Annotated in this window: 15 protein-coding genes and 2 pseudogenes; 5 read left to right on the forward strand and 12 right to left on the reverse strand. The window is 62.4% G+C overall.

All coding sequences use genetic code 11. From position 1 onward, the window contains the following. Positions 1-71: 71 nt before the first annotated feature. Positions 72-309: pseudogene (locus tag ACQ4MS_RS15930) on the reverse strand (oxidoreductase); the annotation flags it as partial. A gap of 6 nt (positions 310-315) precedes the next feature. Between ACQ4MS_RS15930 and ACQ4MS_RS15935 the strand changes: the two are divergent. Both ACQ4MS_RS15935 and ACQ4MS_RS15940 read left to right on the forward strand, forming a co-directional pair. After that, positions 316-477, forward strand: a pseudogene (locus ACQ4MS_RS15935) (TolC family protein); the annotation flags it as partial. Positions 478-603: 126 nt separating this feature from the next. Then, a complete protein-coding gene (locus ACQ4MS_RS15940; protein ID WP_431095608.1) occupies positions 604-1,035 on the forward strand; it encodes a VOC family protein in 432 nt (143 codons plus the stop codon). A 133-nt stretch (positions 1,036-1,168) separates the two neighbouring features. Here ACQ4MS_RS15940 and ACQ4MS_RS15945 read toward each other — a convergent pair whose 3' ends face one another. The 4 genes from ACQ4MS_RS15945 to ACQ4MS_RS15960 all read right to left on the reverse strand — a co-directional run bounded on the left by ACQ4MS_RS15945 (position 1,169) and on the right by ACQ4MS_RS15960 (position 5,229). After that, entirely contained in the window at positions 1,169-2,065 is an 897-nt protein-coding gene (locus tag ACQ4MS_RS15945) for an NAD(P)-dependent oxidoreductase (protein ID WP_431095609.1), read from the reverse strand. Positions 2,066-2,135: 70 nt separating this feature from the next. Further along, on the reverse strand, positions 2,136-3,494 hold the full coding sequence (locus tag ACQ4MS_RS15950; RefSeq protein ID WP_431095610.1) for an NAD(P)H-dependent oxidoreductase: 1,359 nt from the start codon (positions 3,492-3,494) through the stop codon (positions 2,136-2,138). A 93-nt stretch (positions 3,495-3,587) separates the two neighbouring features. Beyond that, positions 3,588-4,469 carry a phytanoyl-CoA dioxygenase family protein gene (locus ACQ4MS_RS15955; RefSeq protein ID WP_431095611.1) on the reverse strand — a complete coding sequence of 294 codons (882 nt, stop codon included), beginning with the start codon at positions 4,467-4,469 and terminating at the stop codon, positions 3,588-3,590. Between the two features lie 64 nt (positions 4,470-4,533). Then, complete coding sequence (locus tag ACQ4MS_RS15960) at positions 4,534-5,229, reverse strand: GntR family transcriptional regulator (protein WP_431095612.1); 696 nt, start codon at positions 5,227-5,229, stop codon at positions 4,534-4,536. 198 nt (positions 5,230-5,427) lie between these two features. Between ACQ4MS_RS15960 and ACQ4MS_RS15965 the strand changes: the two genes are divergently transcribed. Beyond that, entirely contained in the window at positions 5,428-6,324 is an 897-nt protein-coding gene (locus tag ACQ4MS_RS15965) for an alpha/beta hydrolase (RefSeq protein ID WP_431095613.1), read from the forward strand. A gap of 119 nt (positions 6,325-6,443) precedes the next feature. Here ACQ4MS_RS15965 and ACQ4MS_RS15970 read toward each other — a convergent pair whose 3' ends face one another. From ACQ4MS_RS15970 to ACQ4MS_RS15980, 3 genes are all read right to left on the reverse strand, one after another. Then, entirely contained in the window at positions 6,444-7,421 is a 978-nt protein-coding gene (locus ACQ4MS_RS15970; RefSeq protein WP_431095614.1) for a GMP reductase, read from the reverse strand. Between the two features lie 212 nt (positions 7,422-7,633). After that, positions 7,634-10,660 carry a VIT domain-containing protein gene (locus ACQ4MS_RS15975; protein WP_431095615.1) on the reverse strand — a complete coding sequence of 1,009 codons (3,027 nt, stop codon included), beginning with the start codon at positions 10,658-10,660 and terminating at the stop codon, positions 7,634-7,636. 71 nt (positions 10,661-10,731) lie between these two features. Then, positions 10,732-11,460: a hypothetical protein gene (locus ACQ4MS_RS15980; RefSeq protein WP_431095616.1), complete on the reverse strand. Its 729-nt coding sequence runs from the start codon at positions 11,458-11,460 to the stop codon at positions 10,732-10,734. A 21-nt stretch (positions 11,461-11,481) separates the two neighbouring features. On the opposite strand from ACQ4MS_RS15980, the gene ACQ4MS_RS15985 reads away from it, so the two are divergent. Both ACQ4MS_RS15985 and ACQ4MS_RS15990 read left to right on the forward strand, forming a co-directional pair. Then, complete coding sequence (locus ACQ4MS_RS15985; protein ID WP_431095617.1) at positions 11,482-13,917, forward strand: UvrD-helicase domain-containing protein; 2,436 nt, start codon at positions 11,482-11,484, stop codon at positions 13,915-13,917. Between the two features lie 50 nt (positions 13,918-13,967). Continuing rightward, complete coding sequence (locus tag ACQ4MS_RS15990) at positions 13,968-14,393, forward strand: hypothetical protein (protein ID WP_431095618.1); 426 nt, start codon at positions 13,968-13,970, stop codon at positions 14,391-14,393. Positions 14,394-14,558: 165 nt separating this feature from the next. Here the strand turns inward: ACQ4MS_RS15990 and ACQ4MS_RS15995 are convergent, their stop codons facing one another. The 4 genes from ACQ4MS_RS15995 to ACQ4MS_RS16010 form a co-directional block, all read right to left on the reverse strand. After that, the gene (locus tag ACQ4MS_RS15995; RefSeq protein WP_431095619.1) at positions 14,559-15,326 is read right to left on the reverse strand and encodes an iron dicitrate transport regulator FecR; all 768 of its coding nucleotides are present in this window, start codon (positions 15,324-15,326) and stop codon (positions 14,559-14,561) included. Positions 15,327-15,356: 30 nt separating this feature from the next. Continuing rightward, complete coding sequence (locus ACQ4MS_RS16000; RefSeq protein ID WP_431095620.1) at positions 15,357-16,178, reverse strand: BPSS1780 family membrane protein; 822 nt, start codon at positions 16,176-16,178, stop codon at positions 15,357-15,359. Between the two features lie 123 nt (positions 16,179-16,301). After that, entirely contained in the window at positions 16,302-17,252 is a 951-nt protein-coding gene (locus tag ACQ4MS_RS16005) for a homoserine kinase (RefSeq protein ID WP_431095621.1), read from the reverse strand. 45 nt (positions 17,253-17,297) lie between these two features. Next, positions 17,298-17,645 (reverse strand): hypothetical protein, encoded by a 348-nt coding sequence (locus ACQ4MS_RS16010; RefSeq protein ID WP_431095622.1) that lies wholly within the window; start codon positions 17,643-17,645, stop codon positions 17,298-17,300. Between the last annotated feature and the right edge of the window lie 93 nt (positions 17,646-17,738).

Genomic DNA, 17,738 nt, shown 5'->3' on the forward strand with positions numbered 1-17,738 from the left:
CACTGTCTGCAGCGGCCTTTTTCATGCCCGCATGGCCCAGAACAGGCGCACCTGCTTTCGCAGCGAGGTGTTCAGGCCAGGCCGAACGTTTTCCTCAGGCCTGCCTCGACAGGGCCAGCTGGGCATGAAACGGCGCAACCTGGCCAGAAGAGAGGCCTCGCCTTTGGGCGTACGCCGCATTTCCATGTACCCAAAGCGGCATCGACAATCGTGGTGGCCACCCCGTCGGGCTCCGGCGCTTGATGGACTTTTTCTTTGAATGGCCTGGGCAACGACGCTGCGCTCCTGGTCGTAGGCCGGGATTCTGGAAGCTGTTTGATCGAAGTCTTGCAGGCCGATGAAAACCTGCTGCGTGCCTCCGATGCGCGGGCACATGCGCAAACGGAATCAGCACGCGCAGCGGTGGCTGCTTTCAAGGCGCTAGGTGGCGGCTGGCAACCCGGCAAACCGGAATCTGTGGCGAGCGGCGCATTTTGAGGCAGATCCACACAGTCAACCAGTTGCGAGTATCGAACAGCGGGGCTGGGCATGTGCTTAGAACACTTATTTGAATATTCTGACATGCCCAGCTATGCTCCAACTTTCAACTGCTTTGGAACACCGATGTTCAGTCACATCACCGTCGGCTGCAGCGATCTTGACATATCCAGTCGCTTCTACGACGCGATTTTGCTGCCGTTGGGCCTCGTCAGGCGTCTGGTCCCGCCCCGTCCTGGGCGACTCTGGTCGTGCTGGATTATGCCCGGGGCGGAGCTACCGCGCTTCTATATATATCTTCCCTACGACGGTAGGCCTTGTACCTCCGGCAACGGAAGCATGGTCGCATTCGTCGCTCCGAATCCCGAATCTGTCGATGCCGCCTACGAGAACGGGATCAAGGAAGGCGGGACTGACGATGGCAAGCCAGGCCCTAGAGACAGGTACGGCGCAGGCTACTACGGTGCGTACATACGCGACCCAGACGGGAACAAGATTCATCTCGTTTATCGAGGAGATCTTCTGCCCCGCGCACCCGATGCGGTCGCCATCAAGTAAACCTCGGGCAGCCATCAGGCAGGCATCAAGGAGTCGCCGTACGTATCGATGGCGCCCAGGGAGAAACATGAAACTTCGCCAGCTCTGTTGCCGCACGTCAATCTGCTGAGCTTCCGAGCAGGCCCGGCCGTTGTCAGCTCATGCCATTGCGGCTGGCCAGCTCGACAAACAGCGCCGACTGGTCCAGGTCGGTCAGGCCGTTTTCAACGCCTTCGGCATAGAGTTTTTCAAACAGGATTGTCACAGGCGCTTCAAAGCCGATCTCCTGCGCGGTGGCCAGCGCATTGCGCATGTCCTTGAGCTGTATGTCCATGCGCGCGCGCGGCGCGAAGTCGCGGTCCAGCATGCGCTGGCCGTGCAATTGCAGCACGCGGCTGTCGGCAAAGCCGCCGGTAATCGCTTCCCTGACCTTGGCCATGTCGGCGCCGCCGCGCGCGGTGAACAGCAGTGCTTCGGCCACCGCGCCAATCGTGATGCCGACAATCATCTGGTTGGCCAGCTTGGTGAGCTGGCCGCTGCCGTGCGGGCCCACATGCACCGCGTGGCCGAAGTGCTTGAGCACGGGCACGGCGCGCGCGAAGTCGTCCGCCTTGCCACCGGCCATGATGGCCAGCGTGCCGCCTTCCGCGCCGCCCGGCCCGCCCGAGACTGGCGCGTCCACATGGGCGATGCCCAGCGCGCCCAGGCGTGCTGCATGGTCGCGCGCTTCGCGGGGCTGGATGGAAGCCATGTCCAGGAAAAGCGCGCCCGGTTTCATCGCGGCGGCTGCGCCCTGCGTGAACAGCACGTCTTGCACCACGGGACCGCTTTCGAGCATGCTGATGACGATGTCCGCCGTGGCCACTGCGGCGCCGGCTTGTGCATGGATCGTGGCACCGAGCGCCGTGAGCGGGCCGGCTTTGCCCGGTGTGCGGTTCCACACCTGCAGCGTGTAGCCTGCTTCGCACAGGCGCCTGGCCATGGGCAGACCCATCATGCCCGTACCCAAAAAAGCAATGCGGGGCAGGGAGGTGTCGCTGGTGATGGTCAATTCATATCCTCAAAATGGCTCTTGAATCATCATGAAGGAAGCTGCGGGGAGAAGGCTGTCAGCGAGCTTTCTAGGCTGCTTTTTTCAGCGCCGGCGAAAACATGGTTTCCATTTCATGGCGTACCTTGTACGCACCGGTGGATGTGTCCATCGCCACGTCGGACCAACTCAGGCTCTGGCCTTTCGTGACCGCGCGCACGACCTTGACGTTATGCGCCAGGCCCAGCGGCAGCCCGCCCATTTTCATGGACGTGTCGGCCGGCAGCAGCTTGCCCCACACGGTGTAGCCGCCTTCGCCGTCCAGCATGTCGCCGGGCTTCAGGTCGCGTTTGGCAGTGGCCACCACGTCGGCATTCCAGCAAGTTGCCACGCCCGTGGGCTCGCCGCGCAGTGCCACGCTGGCCACCGACACGCCTACTTCCAGCCCGATCAGGTGCCAGCGTTTGTAGAGCGTGAAGTAACGCCCGCTCGGGTCGGTGTGGGCGTTGTATTCCTCAAAGCAGTTCTTGATGTAGTCGGTCTCGGCCTCAACGGTGACCCACACGCCCATGCGGATGTCGTAAGGGATCTTGCGGCCGTTGGCTTCGAGTGACGAGATCACTTCGACCATGCCTTTGCGTTCAAGCACACCGCCTTCGCTGATAGGGCGTGTCACATAGGGAATGTCTTCCACGCTCGCCGGCGGGTAGAGCAGGCCGTTGCTGGGCACGGTAAGGCCGGTCGCGTTGGCCACGGCGGTGGATTCGATGGACGGCTTGGAGCCGTCGAGAAAGCTGTTGAACATTTTGGGGTTCAGCCCGCCGCGCGCCGCCTGCTCGGGCGTGAGGCCGTAGTTGCCCCACACGGTTTCAGGTGTCGATTCACAAAAATGCGGTAGCCATTTGTGCCCACGCCCCGCCGCCACTACCGGAAAGCCGCAGGTGCGCGCCCAGTCCACCAGGTCGCAGATCAGCGCCGGCTGATCGCCAAAGGCCAGCGAGTAAACAACACCGGCCTCAGCCGCCTTGCGCGCCAGAAGCGGGCCGCAAAAGGCATCGGCCTCTACCGTGACATTGACCACATGCTTGCCGTGTTCAAAGGCTTTGAGGCAATGGTCCACCGCCGCAATCGGGTTACCCGTGCACTCCACGATGATGTCGATTTGCGGATGCGTGACCACGGCCTGCCAGTCGTCGGTGATCCAGGTTGCTCCTGTTTTAATAGCTTCCTGTGCCGATTCTGCCTGGGTTACAGCCGAATTCCACCCTACACGCGCGAGATTGGCGCGAGCCGCGTCAGGCGACAGGTCGGCAATCGCGACCAGGTGCACGCCGGGTGTTCGCGGCACTTGCGCCAGGTACATGGAGCCGAATTTGCCGGCGCCTATTAGGCCGATGCGAACTGGTTTGTTTTCGGCGGCGCGTTGCTGGAGTTTGGTAAAGAGATTCATGGTGCTTTGTGTGTGACCCCGTTCGCACTGAGCCTGTCGAAGTGCTACCCAGCGCGGGGCTTCGATACCTTAGCCCGAACGGGTAGGGGAGGGCTAGGCCACCTTGCGCTCAGGCGCAATTTCTTCCATCGACGTTTGCAATGCGCTCGCTGGCACACCGTCTTTCCAAGGCAAGTCCACCGGGTAGCCTTTCAGCAGACAGTCGTCGGGCAGGCAGATGATGGGCGTGAAGTCGCGGTGGGCGATGTATTCAGGGCGCTTGTGGCGGCGGATGTGGTTGCTCACCGCGCACAGGCTCAGGTAAACGCTCACCCGGTTAAAGGGCGAGAGGTTGCTGCCCGAGGCATGCACCAGGCAGGAGTGGAAGAGGATCATCGAGCCGGCAGGGCCTTTGGGGCTCACGATGCCTCCCTGCTTGCCGCCGGCGCGCTGCACCAGCTGGCGGATCAGGTCGTTGTCCACCGTCCAGAGCGGGTAGCTGGTGGTGGTGAGGTCATGTTTCGCATCGACCACGCCTTTCTTGTGGCTGCCGGGGATGAACATCAGGGGGCCGTTGTGCTCGGTCACGTCGTCCATGAAGATGGCCACATTCATCGCGCGCTCGGTCGGCATCATGTCGTCGTTCAGCCAGGTGCCGTAATCCTGGTGCCACTGCCACACATCGCCTTCAAAGGCCATCTTGCCGTTGATCTTGAACTGGTGCATGTAGAGCTTTTCGCCCAGCAGGTCTTCTACCGGCTCGATCATGCGCGGGTGCCGGGCAAGCCGTGCGAAAGGCTCGCTGTACATGTGCGCAGCGAAATTGGTGCGCACAGCGTCGTTGCCTTTTTCACGCACGTTGTAGTCTTCACGCCGGCTGTAGAGCTCGGGCACGGCTTCGTTAAGCGTGTGGGTTTCTTCGGGCGTGAAGAGGCCAGGGAAGAACAGGTAACCATCGCGGTCGAATTGCGCAAGTTGCTCGGGGGTCAGTCTCATCCCATGTCTCCTTGTAAATTGTTCGAGGGTCTTCGGGTTGCTTGTTCGGGAAGATTCAGGAAGCTCAGGTGGCAGAACTCGCCGCTGATTCCGCTCTCTGGCCGAGCGCACTGGACAGCAGCCTGGCCAGGTTATGGCCGGCTTCTTCGCCGTGCTCACGGATCAGCGCTTCGGCCCGGGTTTCATCGCCGGCGCCAATGGCGTCTGCAATCGCTTCATGCTCGTCCCAGATCGATTCGCGCATGGTCGAAACCTGCAGCACGGCGCCCATCGCACGGCGGATGTGGTGCCAGTGCAACTGCGCGCTCTGGGCGATCAAGGGGTTGCCCGAGGCGGCGTAAATGGCCGCGTGGAACTGCGCGTCGGCCGCCATCATGGCTTTGACGTCGTGGCCGCGTGCGGCTTTGCGGCCCTGGCGTATCAGTTGCGGGTCAAGTTGGGAGCGGCTTTGCGCCGCCAGCCGTGCGGCCAGCGCATCGAGCGCGCTCCGCACCTGGTAAATCTGCACCAGCCAGGCCACGTCCAGCGGCGCGACCAGCACGCCGCGGCCCGGGGCGTCCAATACAAAACCATCTTTCTTCAGGAGGCGCAGGGCCTGAAGCACGGGCTGGCGCGACACCGCCAGCTGCGCAGCAAGGTCTTCCTGCATGATGCGCGCGCCCGGCGCGAGCGAGCCTTCGCTGATGGCGTCCAGCAGGCTGCGGTAAACCTGGTCGACCAGGTCGGGAGTGGTTTCGATTTTGATGAGTTGGGGGTTCATGGTTCGGTACTCTGTATACAGAATACGTCGAACGAAAAAATTGCGTAGCCCGGGTTTACCCGGGTAAGGCCGCGCGCTGGCTGAATGCTCGCCTGGCTGTGCCAAGATGGCAGCTATTGCCGCTGTTTCCCGCCGTCTTTCCCGCCTTCCTTCGGCCAGCGCCGTGCGTACTGTTTTGATTTTTCTCAGGAGAACCCGATGACCTCGCCCGATCCCGCCTGGCTGGACCGCATGTACAACAACCGCGCGCTGGTGCCCGACCACGCGGCGTATTTCGCGCGCTGGGCCGAAGCGTCGCAAAGCGTGCGCAAGCGCTTGCCCTGCCAGATCGATGTGCCCTACGGCAACCGCGCCGGCGAGATGCTGGACGTGTTTCCCGCAGGCGGGTTTGGTGCGCAGGGCGGCAAGCCGGGCCAGGCGGGTGCGCCGGTGCTGGTGTTTATCCACGGGGGCTACTGGCGTGCGCTCGACAAATCCGAGCACTCGTTTGTTGCGCCCGAGTTCACACAGGCGGGCGCCTGCATCGTGGTGCCCAACTACGCGCTGTGCCCCGCGGTAACCATTCCGGACATCACGATGCAGATGGTCAAGGCACTGGCCTGGACCTGGCGCCACATTGCTCGCTACGGCGGCGACCCGAACCGCATCACAGTAGTCGGCCACTCGGCCGGCGGCCATCTGGCGGCCATGTTGCTGGCCTGCAACTGGAAGGCCTACGGCAGCGACTTGCCGGCAGACCTCGTCAAGAACGCGCTGTCGATTTCAGGCCTGTACGAACTGGAACCGCTGCGGCACGCGCCTTTTCTCAAAGACTCGCTCAAGCTCACGCCCCAGGATGCAGCCAAGGCCAGCCCGGCGCTGCTGCCGGCCCCGGCGTGCGGGACGCTCTACAGCGTGGCGGGTGCCGACGAAAGCGCCGAGTTCCTGCGCCAGAACCTGCTGATCCAGCAGGCCTGGGGTTCGCGTGTGGTGCCGGTGTGTGAATCGCACTTGCGCCGCAACCACTTCAGCGTGCTTGATGCCCTGACGGAGCACACCCATCGCCTGCACCTGCTGGCGCTTGGGTTGTTGGGTCTTTCAACAGTGCACGAATAGCGCAGATCTCCGCACTCATTCCATTTCTAATTCAATGCGAGAGTAGGCGCGCCGCCGCAGACAGTGCTGTAGCACGGCAAGGCGGCGCAACGACCTATCGCTTTGAAGTAGAAATGGAATCACATCAGCAGGTGCTCACCCGCGTTGTCACCGCCCAGCGTGACGTAGTTGACCTTGCGGATGTCCAGCAGTTTGGTGCCACCGGCATAGCTGATGGAGCTCTGGATGTCTTCCTCCATCTCGCGCAGCGTGTCGGCCAGCGTGCCCTTGACGGGTTCCAGGATGCGCTTGCCTTCTACGTGCTTGTACTCGCCCTTGTTGAAGTCAGAGGCGCTGCCGTAGTACTCCTTGAAGAGCTTGCCGTCCACTTCGACGGTCTTGCCCGGGCTTTCTTCCAGGCCCGCCAGCATGGAGCCGATCATCACCATGGTTGCGCCAAAGCGCACTGATTTTGCGATGTCGCCGTGCTCGCGGATGCCGCCGTCGGCAATGATGGGCTTGGTCGCCACACGCGCGCACCACTTGAGCGCCGAGAGCTGCCAGCCGCCGGTGCCGAAGCCGGTTTTCATTTTGGTGATGCAAACCTTGCCGGGGCCGATGCCGACCTTGGTCGCGTCGGCGCCCCAGTTCTCCAGGTCGATCACCGCTTCGGGTGTGCCCACGTTGCCGGCGATCACAAAAGATGCCGGCAGTTTTTGTTTGAGGTAGCCGATCATTTTCTGCACCGTGTCGGCATGGCCGTGCGCGATGTCGATGGTGATGTATTCGGGCACCAGGCCCTCGGCCGCCAGCCGGTCCACCGTGTCGTAGTCGGGCTTTTTCACGCCCAGCGAGATCGAGGCGTAGGCGCCGCGTGCTTTCATGTCTTTGACGAATCGCACGTTGTCGAGGTCAAAGCGGTGCATCACATAGAAGTAGCCGTTCTTCGCCATCCAGGCGCAGATTTCGGCATTGACCACCGTCTTCATGTTGGCCGGCACCACAGGGATGCGAAAGCTGCGCCCGCCCAGCGTGGCGCTGGCGTCGCATTCAGAGCGGCTTTCCACGCGGCATTTGCGCGGCAGCAGCAGGATGTTGTCGTAGTCGAAGATTTCCATGATTCCCAAGCCTTTTAAAAACTGTTGAAGAAACAGAAGGCACTTGGACTGGACCGGTTTTTGTTTTGCAGGCACCTGCGCGAGGCAAGAAAAAAACAAAAAACCGGGCGCAATTGCTTGGGCCCGGTGATTGATTCTATGCGCTTGTCATGCGCACTGCCTTCTGCAAAGCGGTATAGCCTTTATATGCATCCAGGCATCTTGCGGAGCCCTTAGCGCACCTCGACTTCGGCCACTCGCACGGTCTCCTGGCCGTTGGCCAGGCGCAAGGTCGTCCATTCATCACGCGCCTGCGGTGTACCGAAACCGGTGGTGACGCGCACCATCACTGTGGTGCCGCCCGACAGCACCTGCTGGCGGTGGCCGTAGAACTGCGCCTGCACCGCGTACTTTCCGGCTTTGGCGGTTTTTAAGGAGAACTCCTCAGGCCCGTAGCCGCCGGTGGCGTCCGGGCTCATGGCGCCGCCCTGGCGGGTCAGCCGGTTCGCATAGCTGGCTCTTTCGCCGTTCGGGTCTGTCACCCACATGTCGATGTCGGTGTCGTCGCTGTCCCAGGCCATCACCACGCGCAGGGCCAGTGGCAAGTTGCGGCGCAGGCGTGTGTCGATGCGGCTCATGTCCAGCGGCGCCATGTCTGCAGTCTGGCCGGCTGCAGCGGCCTGGGCGGCAATCGCATTGAGTTCGGCCAGCGCGATCATGTTGATGCCGGCGAAGCGGCCGTTCCAGGGACGCGACACCACTTCCCACAAGGCGTTGACGGCACGCTGCGGCTCACCGTTGTCAGCCAGCGCCAGGCCCAGGTCGCGCCACGACTGCGGCTCATTGGGTGCCAGTTCGCTGATGCGTTCGAACACTGGAATGGCCAGGTCGTTGCGTTTTGCCTGCACCAGGCGGTAGGCATACAGGCGCAGCAACTGGCGGTTCTCCAGGTTCATCTCTGCCAGGTTGGAGAGCACGCGCAAGCCAAGCTCAGGCAGGCCGCGGTTAAAGAACACGCCGGCTGCGTCCATGTAGAAGGAACTGCTGCTCAGGTAAGCGGCGCGTTCGTCCAGGTAGACGTGGTAGAGCTGGGCCTTGTCGGCCTCTTGCAGGCGCTTCATGTAGGGCGCGTCGGGCACCCAGGCTTGCAGGGCGATGGTGGGAGAGGGCACCATTGCGGAGGATGTGGTTTTCGCCTGGCGGTTTTCCGCCTCGGCCATGCGTGCGGCAGGCGCAGCAGTGACAGGCGCGGCCGGCGCAGGCGCGGCCATGGCCAGGGGAGCGCCTGCGAATACCTGGCCCTTTCTGGCATCGGACTGCTCACGCAAGCGCGCAGTGGCAGCCGTCGAAGTTGCCGCACCTATGGCGCCGTGCACTTCTCCCTTGGGCTCAACCCGTTTGGGTGCGTCTTTGGGAAAGTCCTTGTCCCACCAGCGCTGCCTGTTGTCGAACTGTCTGGCCATGGCCTCGATATGCGCCTGCCGTGTGTGGGTGGCCTGCGCCATCATCTGCTGGCTGATCCGCGCCACTTCATCGGCCAGCTCGGGCGGTGCCGGCAGGTTGTAGCGCGCGTAATCGCTTGCGAGCTCAAGCACGATCAGTGAGCTGTTGGGGCCTACGATGCCATGCGCCGCTGCAATGCGTTGAAGTTCGCTGCTGTGCAGTGCGGCGTTTTCTGCCAGCTCGGCGCTGCGCCATTGCGCCCACTGCTGACCGGGCCAGCGGCCGGTAGATGCTTTGGTGTTGATGTTCAGTGCCAGTGTGCGCTTGCGTCCGTCGGGGTGCACCAGCGCGATGTCGACGCGTGCTTGCGTGTCCTGCAACTGGCCTGCCACAGCGATGCGGCCTTGCTGTACGCGGGTTGTGGGCGTCACGAGTTGTTGCGCCGACAAACTGCCCAGCCGTTCAATGCGCCAGCCGTGCAGCAGCATGGCCTGTGCGCCACCCTCGGCTGTCAGCAGTGTGGCGTCTACCAGCGCGCCGCCGGTGCGGTCGGCCAGGCGCGTCAGGCGCGCGGTGTCTGCGGCGGCAGCGCCGTTGATCGCCATGACGGGTGCTGTATGCAGGTAGTTGATGCTTTTCTTTCCGTCCGTCATCAGTCCATCCGTCACCATCAATGTGATGTCTGCGTCAGCGGGAATAGGCAGGTGGTCAAAGTTGCTGGCGCCGTCAAACGGTTCGCTGCGCAAGGCATCGGCCAGGTTGCCGAAACCGCCCGGCGCCACCGTGAAGGTGCGCACCGGCTCGGGCTTGTTGCGCACGACCAGCAGGCTCACCTTGATGGTTTTGTCCAGCTTGCGAAAGTAAGCCTCCAGCACCGGCAGCACCCGGGCTTGCGCGGCGGCCGACGCCGATGCGTCCCACACCAGTGCGACGTGCGATGGTGTGGGGCGCCTCACCAGTTCATCGCGAAAGTCCATCTGCGCAGCGAAAAACGGCTTGCCGCCGGACTCACCCACCATGACCTGTGGTTTGCCGGAATGGCGCACGGCAATCTGCAGCCATCCTGTCGGGCCCTGAGGCGCCAGCCACTGGCTCTTCTGCAAATGCAATTCGGTGCCCGCAATGCCGGAGGTAAGTTGCGCATCCGCCGGGGCCTGGATCAGTTGCACGTCTTGCCGCGCAGCGCTGTGCGCACGCACGCTCACCTGCAGTTGTCCCACCACCGACGCGAATGCCAGCGGCACCCGCAGCACGCCGGCACCCTGCTGGCGTGGCAGGGTTTCGTTGATGGTGATGACGACGCGGCGCTCTCCCTGCGCGGGTATGGGGTAGACGCGCAGCTTGTACTGGTTGCCGGCAGTGGCTTCCAGCAGCCCGGGGTCTACGCGCCGGCGGCGTATGTCTTCAAAGATTTCCTGGCCCTTCGCCTTGGGCACCGCCGCGGCGTCACGCAGGCGGCCGTTCACGTCCAGCGCAAAGCCCGTCACCACCTGGCCTTCCTGCAGCGGAAACTGCAATTCGCCCTCCAGCACACGCGGATTGGGATTAAAAAGGCGCAGCTCGACGCGTGTTTGCGCCTGGTCGCCAAAAAGATCGACCTCCACTGACGCCGCCCGCAACTCGATGGGCTGGCCCGATGCGTTGTTGAGCGCGACAACGGGTGGCCGCCAGTCGGGCGGTGGCGCGAATTTGCCGCTGGAGACGGGCTGGGGGATTGGGCTGAGCGCCAGCGCCTGAAGGCTGAAGCAGACCGCGATGGCGGCCTGAAGGAGGCGAATGGCGGTCAGTGCGGTGAAACCATGAAAACCGTTTGGCATGAAAACCCCTTTGTTGTTGGCGATGCACCCTTGAACGGGGCGCGCGGCGCAACGGGGTTAAATGCAGCGAATTATTTTTGCGCGGGGGTGCAGCGGGACTGCGCGGCGGCCCGCACCTGGCCTTTTTCGTCCTCCACCCAGCCCACCACCCGCATGCGCTCGGGGTTGGCGCCTTCGGCGATGCTCATGGAGCGTGCGTCAAAAAAGCGGTTCTGCGCTGTTTTTGATAGCGACTTGCGCCCATCCCAATTGGACTGAAGCACATTTCTGATCAGATTTCGCTCTACCGGGGAGTTTTCGGTGCCGGCGGGCAGGGTTTCGACCAGAGCGAGCCAGGCCGTCCACTGGCGGCCTTTGGCGGCAGCCGGAATGGGCTTGAGTTCGATCGACGTGCCCAAATAGCCGCTAAGCGGAAGGCCCTGTGCGACGCGCAGCGTGGCGCCTTTGAGGCCGGTGACGGGAAATGTGCTGGCAAAGGTCTGCGCCGGCGGGCTCTGGCGCAGCGCGGCCAGGCGGTCGCGCGATTCGCGGGCCGCCACGGCCGAGAGCGGAGCATCGTCGCCCTTGCTTCCCGGCAGCACCCAGTCAATCGCCAGCGTATTGGCGCCAGCCTTGGGCGTGGCCGGATCAGCCCAGCAGCTGTCACAGTCGGCGTTGATAAACCGCTCCAGCAACTGCGCAGGCCTGGGCTGGCCATCGCTGGCGCAAAACGACTGGGCCCAGACGGCGCCGGGTGCCAGGGCGGCGAGCATTAACGACGTAAACGCCAGGGCTGAAGAACGGTGCACAAATGGTTTCATCGGGGCTTTCTACAATGAGGGATGTTCTCAGAAGTCGCGCCAACATCCCCGCTCTTACAAAATCTTAACCCGGAGCAACTCGCCGCTGTAACTTTGCCTGCCACGCACGCGCTGATCTTGGCGGGAGCTGGCTCCGGCAAGACGCGGGTTCTGACGACGCGCATCGCCTGGCTGATGCAAACCGGGCAGGTGTCGCCGGGCGGCATTCTGGCGGTAACCTTCACCAATAAGGCGGCCAAGGAAATGATGGCGCGCCTGTCGGCCATGCTGCCGGTGAATGTGCGCGGTATGTGGATCGGCACCTTCCACGGGCTGTGCAACCGGTTTTTGCGCGCGCATTACAAACTGGCCAACCTGCCGCAGAGCTTTCAGATCCTGGACACGCAGGATCAGCTCTCGGCGATCAAGCGCCTGTGCAAACAGTTCAACATTGACGACGAGCGCTTTCCGCCCAAGCAGCTGATGTGGTTCATCGCCGGCAACAAGGAAGACGGCCTGCGCGCCAAAGACGTGCAGGTACGCGACGAAGAAGGCCGCAAGAAGGTCGAGATTTATGCGCTGTATGAAGAGCAGTGCCAGCGTGAAGGCGTGGTCGATTTCGGTGAGCTGATGCTGCGCAGCTACGAACTGCTGCGTGACAATGCACCGGTGCGCGAACACTACCAGCGGCGCTTTCGCCACATCCTGATTGACGAGTTCCAGGACACCAACAAGCTGCAGTACGCCTGGATCAAGATGCTGGCGGGGCAGGGGCCGGATGCCATTCAGGGCGCTGGTGCTATGCCGGGCGGCTCGGTGGTGGCGGTGGGCGACGACGACCAGAGCATTTACGCCTTTCGCGGAGCGCGCGTGGGCAACATGGCCGACTTCGTGCGTGAATTTGAAGTCACGCACCAGATCAAGCTGGAGCGCAACTACCGCAGCTTCGGCAACATCCTCGACTCGGCCAACGAGCTCATCAGCCACAACAGCAAGCGCCTGGGCAAGAACCTGCGCACCGAAGCCGGCCCGGGTGAGCCTGTGCGCGTGCATGAATCGCCCACAGACTTTGCCGAGGCGCAGTGGTTTGTCGACGAGGTCAAACAGCTGGTGCGTGACGGCACCGAGCGCAAGGAGATCGCGCTGCTGTACCGCAGCAATGCGCAAAGCCGGGTGATGGAAACCGCGCTCTTCAATGCCGGCGTGCCTTACCGTGTGTACGGTGGCCTGCGCTTCTTCGAGCGCGCTGAAATCAAGCACGCGCTGGCTTACCTCCGGTTGCTCGAGAACCCGCACGATGACACCAGTTTTATGCGCGTCGTCAACTTTCCGCCGCGCGGCATTGGTGCGCGCAGCCTGGAGCAATTGCAGGACACCGCGCGAGCCGCGGGCTGCTCGCTGCATGACAGCGTGAGTGCGGTGACTGGCAAGGCCGGCGCCAACCTCGGCGCTTTCGTCGCCAGGATCGACGTGCTGCGCGAGCAGACCACGGGCCTCTCCTTGCGCGAGATCATCGAGCTGGTGCTGCAGCACAGCGGGCTTGAAGAGCACTACAAAACCGAAAAAGAAGGCCAGGACCGGCTGGAGAATCTGGCCGAACTGGTCAACGCCGCGGAATCCTTCGTAAGCCAGGAGGGCTTTGGCCGCGATGCGGTGGCGCTGCCGGTCGATGAGCTGGGCGTACGGCTTACGCAGTCGCCGGCCAGCCAGGGGCTGGATGCGTCAGCGCCGCTGGTGAACGAGCCTTTGCCGGAGGCACTGGCGCCAGACACTGAAACTGGCGAGACACTGTCGCCACTGGCGGCATTTCTCACGCATGCCGCGCTTGAATCGGGCGACAACCAGGCGCAGGCCGGGCAAGACGCTGTGCAGCTCATGACAGTGCATTCGTCCAAAGGGCTGGAGTTTGACTGCGTCTTCATCACAGGACTGGAAGACGGCATCTTTCCGCACGAAAACTCCATGAGCGACCGCGATGGCCTGGAGGAAGAGCGACGCCTGATGTATGTGGCGATCACGCGCGCGCGCAAGCGCCTGTACCTCAGCTATTCGCAGACACGCATGCTGCACGGGCAGACACGCTACAACCTCAAGAGCCGCTTTTTTGATGAACTGCCGGAAGCCGCGCTCAAATGGATCACACCGAAGAACCAGGGTTTTGCGTCAGGCATGGGGTCCGGATCCTGGGGTGGTGCTAGTAATTCAGGAGCGGGAAGTGGACGTAACGACTGGGCTAGCAGCGTTTTTTCTTCAAAATCTGGTTCGGCCGAACGTTTTGCCAACCCGCCGGTGCCGCCGCAGAAGAACGCACCTTCGCATGGTCTGAAAAGCGGCATGGAAGTGTTCCATGCCAAATTTGGCGAAGGCAAGGTGATGATGCTCGAAGGCAGCGGCGACGATGCCCGTGCTCAAATCAACTTCACGCGCCACGGGGTGAAGTGGCTGGCCTTGAGCGTGGCCAAATTGACAGTGGTGTAGTGGCTGCGCCGGCTGCGGCGTTTTGGTGAACTTATCCTGGTGAGAAAAAAATGACAGAGACAAATTCCACAAACGGAATTGAAACCGGAATCGAAACCGGAAAAATCAATGAGGGCACTGAAGGCGCTGAAAACGCCCCCGACAGCAATTCAGCGATTTACGTTCCGCACCAGGAGTTCAAAACCGGTCTGCCCTATGGCCAGTTCCGCGTGATCGTGAATCCGGAGCGTGCACAAAAATACGTCAAGCACCGGCTGTTTGTGGTGGGTATTTCGTTGCCGTTGCTGGGCATCGGCGTCGTGCTTTCACTTTACGGCTATCTGTGGGTGGGCTTGCCTATGATCGTCGTCGGCGTTTTGATGCACCGGGTCATCAAGGCCCACGCGCCGAAGATACTGCTGCACCTGGCGCTCAGCGACGCCAAGACCTACGAGGAAGCGATGGAGTACGAAATCCTCGAAGTGCGCAGAAGCTAGACCCCCACGGTCGCTCACTTCGTGTAGCTCACTGCCCCCGAGGGGGCCGCCCGCCTGTGGCCCGGCAAAGCCGGTTCCACGGCTCATGCTGGGTTTAAGAATTCGGGGCGCATCACGAGTGGGCTCTTGCAAGCTGGCACCACCGGCGCGCAGCCTGTCAGGCGCTTAGCGGACCGGCATGCGCGTCGATTGCGCGGGATGAGCCTGCCCAGGCTGCTCGTCCATATAGCCCCTGCCGTCCTTGACGCCTTTTTTGCCGGCGATCTGCCAGGCGGTTTGCTGGTTGATCAGGCCCGCGAGGAACTCCAGCTCCTCGTCGCTGTGGTTGATTGCATTGGCGGGGGTCAGCCGGCGGCCGTTTTTAGGCTCCACTTCGCCCCAGAATGACTGGTGGTAGCTGGCCTGCGACACTGTTTTTTCGCCGCTCGACTCCATGTCGACCGTGCCATAGCAGTTGCAAAAATAGCTGCGGTTGTCCTGGTTGGCGAACACTTCGGCGTACACGCCCGTGCCGCGTATGCCCGCCGTCAGGGTGGGCAGGACGATGGAGCGATTGCCGCCCTTGCCCCACACACTGACCACCGCACCGGTGAGCAGGCGAAGCAGGCTCACGGCATTGAGCGAGCTGCCGCGCTCCACCTTCATCATCGAGTTCTCGCGCACCTGGAAGGCCGAATTGCCGATGACAAACATCAGGTTTGAGCCGGGCCCCGTCTGGATCTGGTCGCCCGTCATGATGGTTTGGCCGGTTTGCAGCCGGTTGCCGTTGAGCAGCGCGTCGCCCCGCAGTTCGACGATGTTGCTGCGTTGCTGAGCCATCGCGGCAGGGAGCCCGCCCATGGCGACCCAGGCGGCTGCAGCCTTGAGCGTGTCACGCCTTTGAAACCACAAAATCTCTTTTTCGCTACGGCCTTGCAGCTGGTGCTGGGTCATGAAGGATCTCCTGGGATAACGGTGGGGCCGTCAGGGGTTGTCGTTGATGTTTTGGGCGTCCTCAGCGCTCCCCGCCGAATCGTCGGGTGGCGTGGCCACGAAGCTATCACGAAACGTAAAGTAAATCGAGGTGGAAAACATGGCAGGCAGGATCAAAATGACGGGAAGCATGGCCACGGCGGCCAATTGAACGTTGCCGGTCAGGCCGCCAACCAAGCCAAGCACGGCGACCATGGACAGAAACACTGCGGTCCAGCCCAGGGCGTACATCCCAAAGGCACCTGCGTTGCGGGCACAGGCGACAAGGCTGAAAAACAGGCTTTTTACGGGAGAAATACCGTGCCAGTGAACCAGGGCGGGTGCGTGCCAGAACAGCACCAGAACGGGAAAGTACACCAACAGTGTGACGGACATGTTCTTCATCATGGCCAGTTGATACTCTGGCGTCATCATGGCTTCTTGTCCCGCATTGGCGGGCAGGGCAGGCGGTGCATCCACCAGCAGGCTTACCACCATCACGACCAGCAGGCAGGCCGCCGCATACAGGACTCCAAGGACCAGCATGGCGCGCATTCTCTGGCGGCCAACGCGAAAAGCGCTGATCAATACCGTAGGCATCGGGAATTTCCCCTTGAGCGCTTCCTGCGTGGCCGCCATCAGCCCCAGAGTGGCAGCCGGAACGATGACTGGTGCGAGGACCCAGCCCACAACAGGCAGCAACGACAGCAGTGTTCCAGCCGCCATGTACAGGAAAAACAGCCCGGACATCGCCAGGGGCTGTTGCAGGAAGGTCTTGATGCCCAGCCGGACCCAGGTCATGCCGGTGCTCGCGGGAACGATATTGAGTTTCATGGTGTTTGCAGGGAGGGTTGCCGGGTGAGGGACCGGGCAGAAATTGCAAGGGGACTGCAGGGGCAGTGTGCCTCAAAGCGGCAGGGTGCCGCAGCAGCTGCTTGAATCAATCTCTGCCGGGCGCTACAAAACGTAAGGCTGCGTGAGCCGTTCGCGCAGGACACGCTCGAAATGGCTGGGGTCGTGTGGCTTGAGCACCGTTGCTTCACGCGGCAGATGGAAGTCCCACAGGCGCGACAGCCAAAACCGCAGGGCACCGGCCCGCTGCATGGCCGGAAGCAGGCTGCGTTCCTGCGCGGTCAGGCGGCGCACGCTTTGGTAGGCGTCCATGAAGGCCGCGGAACGCGCATCGTCCTTGACCCCGGTTGCCAGGTCAATGCACCAGTCGTTCAGGCAGACGCCGATGTCGAACAAAAAGGTGTCGCACCCGGCAAAGTAGAAGTCAAAAAAGCCGGTGAGCTGGCCGTCCTCGAACATCACGTTGTCGCGAAAGAGGTCCGCATGCACCACGCCGCGCGGGAGGCTCCGACAGGCAGAGGAGGCCGTGATGTGGTTCTGGTAGGCCAGTTCACTCAGAATGAGGCTGCCCTGTTCAGGCGTGATGTGGGGCAGCACGACCGGCACGGTCTCGTTCCACCAGTCCAGGCCACGCAGGTTGGGCTGGCGGCGCGGATAGTCCAGGCCGGCCAGGTGCATGCGCGCCAGGGCTTGGCCGACGCTGGCGCAGTGGTCAGCGGTAGGGGCCAGTTCGCTGTGGCCGCGCAGTTTGCTCACCACAGAAGCGGGTTTGCCCTTGAGCTGGTGGAGGATGTTGCCCTTGGTATCGCCTGCCGGGTCGGGTACCGGGATGCCGTGCGCCGCCAGGTGCTGCATCAGGTGCAGGTAAAACGGCAACTGCTCGAACGTCAGACGCTCGAACAACGTCAGGACATATTCGCCCTGGTCGGTGTCGACAAAATAGTTGGTGTTTTCGATGCCGCCCGCGGCACCCTTGATGTTTTGCAGCTGCCCCAGATTCAGGGCGTTCAAGAGCGCTGCAGCCTCGTCAAACGAGACTTCGGTGTATACGGCCATGCCTGAAACTGAACCCTGGGATCTTTTGGAGGTTGGAAACGAAAATCAGAACTTCAGCACGTTCCAGACGCGCGAACCGTTGGTGTCGCTGTTGGTGGACGCTGGTGCTGTGCCTTTGGCGCCTTCCGCGGGCTTGACTTCGTAAGCTGCGCCGCCAACTTTGGGCTGCACGGTGATCTGCTGGGTTTGGCCCCCCACACGCAACTCGTCAATACGGCTGCCCGCATCTTCAGTGCGGATACGCTGGATCTTCTGGTCAGGTCGGCCCGACGGCGCCTGTGCTTCAGCCTTGGTGGCAGGCGCCACATTCTGCGCGGGCGCCTGGGCCATGGCCGCAGCCAGCGGCAGCACCGCAAACGCGGCGGCAAGAAGGGGGCGGGTAACGTGGTTCATGACTGCATTGTAGGCTGCACGTGCCCGTGAATAAAGCCCTGCATGTCGTAATACAGGGGGTGGGGCTGTAGGCGGAAAGCTTCCGCTGGAGCA

The sequence above is a fragment of the Polaromonas aquatica genome, from assembly GCF_050626995.1.
GTDB lineage: Bacteria > Pseudomonadota > Gammaproteobacteria > Burkholderiales > Burkholderiaceae_C > Polaromonas > Polaromonas aquatica_A.